A 5,507-nucleotide genomic window follows, 5' to 3' on the forward strand; every position below is an offset into this window, starting at 1 on the left:
ACATGGCCGCGCCACAGTTCCAGGGTGGAGCCCAGCCCGGGGCGGTTGCGGGCCCGGTCGTCGGCCTCCAGCCGGTCGATGATGGCGAGCACGTCGTCGGGCTGGTCCAGTCCCGGGCAGCCTCCGCCGTGCAGGTGTTCCAGCAGGGTGTCTACCTGCGAGCGCTGTACCGAGCGTACGGCACTCATGGAGGCGAGGGCGTCCAGCGTGCCTTCTAGTGGCTCATGCGGGTCGCGGCCGCGTTCGCAGGCGATGCCCACGGCACGGATCCGCCAGGAGATGCCGTTGGGGTTCAGCTCGATGGCTCGGCGGATCAGCCGTTCTTCTTCCTCATAGTGCCCGGTCTCGCGCCAGAATCCGGCCAGGTAGTGCTGGGCGCGGGCCGAGTCCTCGCGGACTTCGGCCCAGGCACGGGCCTGCTGGAAGGGGCTGCCCCACAGGTCCGCGCGCAGCGCGGTCACTAGGGCCAGCGCGGCCACGACCAGAAGGGGCACCAGCGTGCGGGTGAGCGCATCCGGCCGTTTCCAGCGCAGCCAGGCCAGCGCCAGCGGCAGGCCGAGCAGGGCGGCGGCCAGGTGGTTGCGGTGTTCGAAGTACAGCTCCAGCTGGATGAAGCTGGATTCCAGCAGATGCGCGGCCAGAAAGAACAGGATGGCGGCCGCCAGCGCGGGGAAGCGCAACCGCCACACAATGGCCATCGCGCCCAGGGCAATCCAGGCCGCCCAGGCCAGCGCCGTGGTCCACGGGTTGAACAGGCCGGTGGAGACCGCAATGTGATCCTGAAAGACTCCGCCCGTGACCGGACGGGGCAGTGCCAGGTGGCCCACGTAATCCCACAGGATGCGGCCCTGGGTGAGCAGGCGCTCCAGCGCGGTAAAACCGCGCGTGCCCGGGTCGTCGCTCAGCAGCGCACCGGCGCGCGTGGCCAGATAGGCCATCAGCAGCGCAATCGGAACCCCCAGTACGATCCGCCGCCACCAGACAAACCCGCGGGTCGGCTGCAGGCGGTGGCGCCGCGCATGGGCCGCCAGGATGGTCCCTTCCAGCACCAGCGCCAGCAGCGGCAGCAGGGCCCCGTTTTCCTTGGAGAGCACCGCCAACAGGCCGAACCCGCCGATGCCGCCGGCCATGCCGAGCACCGTGGCCGGGCGGACCTCGGGCGGGTGTACCAGCCGCGTCCGGACGTACAGCCACAGCCCGGCCAGCACGAACAGCGTGGCGAGCTGCGCCATGCGCTGCACCACGTACAGCGTGGTGGAGACCCACAGCGGGTGCAGCAGCCACAGGGCCGTGGCCAGCAGGGCCACCAGCGCGGCGGTGCGGGCGTCCGCGTCCAGCGCCCGTGCCAGCCGGTTCAGCAGTCCGAACAGCACCACGCCGATGGCCAGATGGATCAGCACGTTGGTGTGCTTGAACGGCTCCGGGTCCGCCGGCCAGTTGCGCGCATCGATCAGGAACGAGGCCATCGCCACCGGGCGCCCGGTGGGGCCGGCAAAGCCCGAGAGCACGTACAGCCAGAATGCCTGCAGGTTGTCGATGGTGCCGTAGAAGCCCAGTACGGCCAGGTTGCTCAGATCGTCGAAGATGAAATTGCCCGACAGGCCCGGGCGGTAAACCACCCACGTGAGCAGCAGGAGGGAAGCCGCCAACAGCGTCAGAAGCAGGATATCGCGGTGCCCGAGGCTCAATGATTTGCCGGTCCGGATGCTCATGGCTGCACCTCAATCAGCCGAGGGGCGCCCGGTCCGCTCTGCTCTGCATGGCGATGTTGGTCGAGCAGGTCGCGGAGATCGCGGGCGGTGTCTTCCATGCGGTTGAATCGATCAACTTCGTCAAGGCGACGGAGGCTGTGTTCGGCATGGCCGTACTGCCCCGTGGAGATCTGGAACTGAGCAAGGTTGGCCCAGGCCTGCGGGTTGTCGGGGGAATGCAGGGCCATTTCCAGAAGCAGGCTCTCGCCCTGCTCGAAGTCGCCAGGGATATTGAGCAGATAGTTGGCTTGCACTGCCTGCAGGGTCATCCGGGACTGGGTCTGAACGGCCAGGTCGATCAGATGCTCCAGGTCCACCTGCTGGGCGGACAGATCTCCATCCATCTTGAGTGTCAGCAGGCCGTGGAGGGCATTGATGTCCTGAGGCGTTAACACGTTCTCCCGAATATAGGCCGCCATTTGTTGTTGCCATTGCGGGTCCACTGGCAGATCCCGTCGGGCGTGCTCCACGATCAGCCGGTAATGGGGCAGAAGCCCCGCGTTGGGGTGGGTGGTGGCATCTTGCAGTTGCGACATCGCCACTCCAAAGAGTGGATCGCCCGTCTCCAGCCCGGGAGCCAGCAGCCGATGCGCCAGTTCGTATCCAGCCCTGGGCGAGTCCTGGTGCCGCGTGGCTTCGAAATAGGCCTGGCGGTACGGATCGCTCCATTCATTGGCACGCAGGAACGTGAGGAACCCGTAAACCGCGATGAGGCCGATGACCAGTGCCATCCGGGCATTGCGTAGCGAGTCCCCCGAGCGGGCCTGCAGAACCAGCGCAAACACCGCCAGCAGGGGGCCGGCCGAGGCCATATGGTTGCGATGCTCGAAGACGAGTTCCAGCGGGATGACCGTGGAAACCAGCAGATGGGGGATGAAGAACCACAGAATGCCGAGTGTCACCAGCGGGAGCCGACGGGCAACCAGGAATGCCCCCGCGATCAGGCCCAGCAGGCCCAGCAGCAGCGGGAGCGTGGTCCATGGTTCCTTCCAGGACCGGGCGAGGGGAAAGGCGTCGTGATAGAGGGCCAGGGAGCCGGGGGACGGGATCACGATGTTCGCGAGGTAGAACCACAGCGCGTGGACCTGCGTCCACAGGCGTTCTTCCAGGGTAAACGGACGGTTGGGAAGAGACGGGTCATTGGGCAGCACGGACCAGCCTCCGACAACGGCCGGCAGAATCACGATGAGCCCGAACAGCGATATAAGGCGGCGGCGTGTCGTGGAACCACGCTCGCCGAACCCGAACAGCAGCCATTCGAGCAGCAGCGCGAACACGGGCAGCATGACGCCGCTTTCCTTGCTGAGCACTGCGAGTGCGCCACCGGCACCGAGACTGCCCAGAAGAATCAGCCACCCCCGGAACTCGTCGCCATGGGCAATCCTCTGGCGGCCCAGTACATAACCGATGAGGCCCGCCAGCATGAACAGCGTGGCCAGGGCCTCCATGCGCTGGACCACGAACAGCACGCCGGTGAGGTTGATGGGGGCCAGTGCCCAGGCGGCGGCGACTGCCAGCGCGAACAGTGGCAGCCCGGGGATGAGAGAGAGCCCCTGTCCGGTTCGTTGCAACTGGCGCCGTTCCAGCTGCCGAACGATCAGAAGGAAAAGGGTCGCCAGGAGCAGGGCGTTGAGGGCGTGGATCACCGTGTTGGTGATCTTCATCGGCATGGCGTCCAGGCCGAAGAAATGCCGCTCCACGGCGAAGGTAAACATGGCGACCGGACGATGCAGGCGGCCCGCGTCGCTGGAGAAAGAGGCCCGGTAGAGTTCGCCGGGGGACAGGCTTTCCATCGCCAGGGCATCGTTCTCGACGATGTTGGGAATGTCATCGAAGACGTAGCCACCGGTCCAGCCGGGGGCATATGCGACGAGTGTGATGAGCGCGATCGCGAGGATGGCGCCCAGCTTGAAGATCGACTGGGTCATTGGTTGCTGTATGGTCGAGACACAAAAAAGCACCCCGCGGGGCGGGGTGCTTCGTCCATCAACTGATTGACGGATCAGCTGCGGCAGTCGGCCGGCAGATAGCTGTCAGCGACTCCACCTTCATCCTGGTCGTCACCTACTTCAGCAAGACCGTCACCCCCCATGTCGTTGCCGTCGTCGCCATCAAACGCACGGCAGACCCAGTCGATGCTGCCACGGGCCGTCACGGCAGAGAAGACGAGGCTTTGGTTGCGGATTTCCGCATTAACGTCATTGCCGTAAAGCACGCGAATAACACCCGCGCCGCCATCCTCCTCGGTGGCATTGCCGGAGTCGGTCGCAGGCGTGACGCTAATCCCGGCAACGTACGAGCCGCTGATGGATTGCGGTTGTGCAAGCCCGTAGGAGCGGTTGGCGGAGGAATCGTTTGTAATGGCAAAGCGCCCGCGCTGGCTGTAGAACTCGGAGACCGACGTACGGGCACCGGAAGCCAGCGACATGCCTTCGGAGGCCTGAGCGCGGATGGTGTAGTCCTGGTAGGCCGGCAGGGCAATGGCGGCCAGGATGCCGATGATCGCCACGACGATCATCAGTTCGATCAGGGTGAAACCCTTTTGAACCTGTTTTTTCATGATTTGTACTCCTGATGGTGTTGAGCTCGGTAGGGTGGTGAAGACCCCGCGAACAATGATGCAATTGTGATGCCAGGAAAGCAACCGCGAAAGCGGACCAATATCATTCTCGGCAGCTCGCCGGCAGCAGGCGGCTCGTAGCTGCGGAATCCCCGCGACAGCGCCAGACCAGGCTGTCTCCCTCGCTGGTGACGGCGGACAGGAGCAGGTGGTCACCCCTGACGCGTGCGTTCACGTCGTTTCCCAGGCGGACGCGTATGAGCCGATCGGGGCTGACCGATACGGCAGTCACGTACGAACCCGAGATGCTCTCGGGCCGCACCATGCCGGCCGATCGGTTGGATTCCGGGAGACGCCCACGGGCGTTATAGAACTCTTCGGCCGCGGTGCGGCCAGTGGTGCCGAGGGTTACGGCTTCCGCCAGCTGGGCGCGGATCTGGTACTCCCCGTAGAAGTACGTGGCGATCGCCACCAGGATGCCCAGAATGGCAACCACCATGAGCAGTTCGATGAGGGTGAAGCCTTTCTGTGGGATAAGCCGCATAGCGCTGGTCCTTTTTTTGAACAGCCAATCACATTCCGTGCCAACTCATTCACCCCGAGTGTGACGGCGATTGTCAGTCTCGGGTGACGAAATTTGTCACCCTGAGTGACAACGTTGGTCAGTTTGCGGGTATTCCCGAGTGTGCCCATCGGGATTGTCGCCCCGGCTCGTAATCGCTCTTGTATGTCCCCGCTGCCCGGCCAATAATCCTTCTTCCCCCACGCAGGAGCGCAGTCCCCTGCGCGTGCTGGTGTCCCCGGCGCAAGCCACCGTCGACACGAGCAGCGCAGTCCCCTGCGCGTGGGGGTGCTGGACATGCCCGATCGGCCAGGGGGCTGGCCTCCTGATATGGATTGACCTGTCAACGGTTGGCTGTAGTGTTCGATCGAGACCTCCTGTTTTCCATGCCTTCGAGGCAGGGCACGAGAAGCGGATTGCGACGGTGGATCACTCTGATATACGCGGGTTGGTTACCGACCGGACTTCACTTCGTCGCGGAGCTGCCCTTCTCTACGGGCGAGGGTCAGCCCTTCCGGGGAAGGGATGCCTCATAGGAGCGCCAGGGGTTCTCCTCACCGGCCTCTCATGCCCTGTCCCGAAGACACGGATGCGGGGTTCATACGTCGGCTGCGGGTGGGTCAGCCGGTTTCGT

General features: G+C 64.7%; 4 protein-coding genes. All 4 read right to left on the reverse strand.

Going from position 1 to position 5,507, the window contains the following annotated elements; translation table 11 throughout:
• Positions 1-1,712, reverse strand: a 1,712-nt coding sequence (locus F787_RS0113795) for a hypothetical protein (RefSeq protein WP_051246168.1), incomplete at its 3' end; no start/stop codon positions are given.
• Positions 1,709-3,679, reverse strand: coding sequence for a tetratricopeptide repeat protein (locus F787_RS15820; RefSeq protein ID WP_155989627.1), 1,971 nt, complete (start codon positions 3,677-3,679; stop codon positions 1,709-1,711). The genes F787_RS0113795 and F787_RS15820, both read right to left, overlap by 4 nt.
• Before the next feature lie 74 nt (positions 3,680-3,753).
• Positions 3,754-4,311: a pilin gene (locus tag F787_RS15825; protein WP_081694154.1), complete on the reverse strand. Its 558-nt coding sequence runs from the start codon at positions 4,309-4,311 to the stop codon at positions 3,754-3,756.
• A 103-nt stretch (positions 4,312-4,414) separates the two neighbouring features.
• Complete coding sequence (locus F787_RS0113810) at positions 4,415-4,855, reverse strand: pilin (protein WP_028492560.1); 441 nt, start codon at positions 4,853-4,855, stop codon at positions 4,415-4,417.
• Between the last annotated feature and the right edge of the window lie 652 nt (positions 4,856-5,507).

It is taken from the genome of Thioalkalivibrio sp. ALE19 (assembly GCF_000428605.1).
Taxonomy (GTDB): domain Bacteria; phylum Pseudomonadota; class Gammaproteobacteria; order Ectothiorhodospirales; family Ectothiorhodospiraceae; genus Thioalkalivibrio.